Here is a 2,603-nt window from a genome sequence, read left to right on the forward strand (position 1 = left end):
GATAGACTGGTCCTCCATGTCTCCCGATGCCCCCCGCCCCCCGCACCGTCCCGCCCCGGTCACCGCGGTCGTGTTGGCCGGAGGTGGGCCGGGCGACGCGCTGGCGCGCGCGGTCGGGGCGCCCGCGAAGGCGCTCGTCCCGCTGAAGGGTCGCCCGCTCGGCGCGTACGTCCTCGACGCGCTGCTGGGCGCGCGGCACGTGCGGCGGATCGTGTGGGTCGGGGCGCACGATGCGGCGATGGGGCGGCGCCTCGCCGCCGCTCCGCACCGGGTCGTGCCCGGCGGGCCGCGCCTGCTGGACTCCCTGACGTTGGGGCTCGGGGCGGCCCGCGTCGACGCGGAGCCGGACGAACGCCTGCTGCTGGTCGGGGCGGACGTCCCCTGGGTGGAGGCGGCGCACGTCGACCGCTTCGTCGCCGACGCCCGCGACGCGGACGTCGTCTACCCGGTCGTGGCGCGCCGCGATTACGAACCGCGCTTCGCCGCCATCCCCCGCACGTGGGTGCGGACCGCCGACGGGCCGGTGACCGGCGGGAACCTCGTCCTGGCGACCCCCGACGCCCTCACGGCGTTGCTGCCGTGGATCGACGTCGCCACCCGCCTCCGCAAGGCGCCGTGGCGCCTCGCGGCGGCGGCCGGACCGCGCCTGCTCGCCGCGTGGGCGTTCGGGCGCATCACGCCCACCGGCGTGGAGCGGCGCGCGCGGACGCTCCTGGAGGTGCGCGTCGCCCTCGCCTGGGGCGCCGACCCGGAACTCGCGACCGACGTCGACCGCGTCGATCAACTCCCCGCCACCCTCGGTCTTCCCGATCCCGACGCGCCGTCGGCGTCGGGCGCGTGAGCGCCGTCGCTCCGGGGGCCACCCCCGCGCGACCGGCGCCGGGCGGGCCGTTCCGGCTCGCGGTGCTGCTGCACGGCGGCGCCGGCGGGAGCGGGGTGGTCGCGACGGAGATGGGGCTCCGCTTCGCGCGGGAGGGGCACGAGGTGCACTTCGTCTCCAACCGCGTCCCGTTCCGCCTCGTCGACCGGGCCGACCCGAACGTCTGGGTGCATCAGGTGGAGACCCTCGCCTACCCGCTGTTCGAAGCGCCCCTGACGACCCTCGCGGAGGCGTCGAAATTGGCGGAGGTCATCGAGGCGTTCGACGTCGACGTCGTGCACGCCCACTACGCGGTGCCGCACGCGACCGCGGCGATCCTCGCGCGCGACATGGTGGAGGGCGCCCGCCCGGCGGTCGTCACCACCCTCCACGGGACCGACGTCACGCTCGTGGGGATGGACCGCGCCTACCTGCGTCCGACCCGGCACGCGATCCACGCGAGCGACGCCGTGACCGCCGTCAGTCGCGACCTGCACGACGAAACCAAGCGGGTGCTGGGCATCGAACGCCCGATCCGCGTGATCCCGAACACCGTCGATCCCGACCGCTTCCGGCCCGGTGCGGACCCGGAGGTGCGGCGCCGCTTCGCGGCGGACGACGAGGCGCTGTTGCTGCACGTCTCGAACTTCCGGCCGGTGAAGCGCACGTGCGAGGTGGTGCGCGTCCTCGCGCACCTCGCGGAGGACCGCGCGGTCCGGTTGTTGATGGTCGGGGACGGACCCGACCAACCCAAGGCCGCCGCTCTCGCCCGCGAGCTCGGGGTCGCGGACCGCGTGACGTTCCTGGGGGCGTTCCCCAGCGTCGAGGCGGTCATGCGGACCGCCGACGTGTTCCTGCTCCCGAGCAGCCACGAGGCGTTCGGCCTCGCGGCGCTCGAGGCGATGGCCAGCGGCGTGCCGGTCGTCGGCACGTACGCCGGTGGGATTCCCGAGGTCGTCGAGGACGGCGTGACCGGCCTGCTGCGTCCCGTGGGGGACGTCGCCGGCCTCGCGGACGCGGTCGCGTCGCTGGTGAGCGACCCCGCACGCCACGCGGCGTTCGCCGCCGCCGGCCGTGAACGCGCGGTGACGGTCTTCACCGAGGCGGTCGTGACCGACGCCTATCGCGAGGTCTACGAGGCGGCGCGGGCCGCGGCGTCGAGCGGCAGGTAGGGCGCCGCGTCGCGCGTCCAGGCGTCGACCGCGTCCGCCTGCACGCCCAGCCCCTGCCACGCCGCGAGCGCGATCATCGCGCCGTTGTCGGTCGCCAAGCCCGCGGGGGGCACCCGCACCTCGAGGCCGCTGGCGTCGAGCGCCGCACGGAGGCGCGCGTTCGCCGCGACGCCCCCGACCACCACGACGCGGTCCACGCCGTGGTCGCGCGCGGCGCGCCGGAGGGTCCCGACGAGGGTGTCGACGACCGCCGCTTCGAACGACGCCGCGAGGTCGGCGGGGGGCAGGTCGGGGTCGCGCTCGAGGCGGACCGCAACGGCGGTCTTGAGGCCACTGAAGCTGAAGTCGTAGCCGTCCTGGCCCCGGAGGGGGCGGGGGAGGGCCACGGCGTCCGGGTCGCCGTCGCGCGCGAGGTCGGCGAGGGCCGGCCCGCCGGGGAACGGCAGCCCGAGGAGGCGCGCGACCTTGTCGAACGCTTCGCCGGCGGCGTCGTCGCGACTGCGGCCCACCTCCCGCGCGGTGCGCGCGCCGTCCACCCGAAAGAGGCTGGTGTGCCCCCCCGACGCCACCAA

3 protein-coding genes are annotated in these 2,603 nt (G+C 76.5%); 2 read left to right on the forward strand and 1 reads right to left on the reverse strand.

Annotated elements, in window-relative coordinates; translation table 11 throughout:
* The first annotated feature begins 16 nt into the window (after window positions 1-16).
* Window positions 17-841, forward strand: coding sequence for an NTP transferase domain-containing protein (locus RI554_11250; protein ID MDR9392590.1), 825 nt, complete (start codon window positions 17-19; stop codon window positions 839-841).
* The gene (bshA, locus tag RI554_11255; protein MDR9392591.1) at window positions 838-2,031 is read left to right on the forward strand and encodes an N-acetyl-alpha-D-glucosaminyl L-malate synthase BshA; all 1,194 of its coding nucleotides are present in this window, start codon (window positions 838-840) and stop codon (window positions 2,029-2,031) included. Before RI554_11250 ends, bshA begins: the two co-directional genes overlap by 4 nt.
* On the opposite strand, the gene RI554_11260 is transcribed toward bshA, so the two are convergent.
* A partial coding sequence (locus RI554_11260) for a tRNA (adenosine(37)-N6)-threonylcarbamoyltransferase complex transferase subunit TsaD (GenBank protein ID MDR9392592.1) occupies window positions 1,992-2,603 on the reverse strand: 612 nt, incomplete at its 5' end. The genes bshA and RI554_11260 overlap by 40 nt on opposite strands.

It is taken from the genome of Trueperaceae bacterium, assembly GCA_031581195.1.
Taxonomy (GTDB): domain Bacteria; phylum Deinococcota; class Deinococci; order Deinococcales; family Trueperaceae; genus SLSQ01.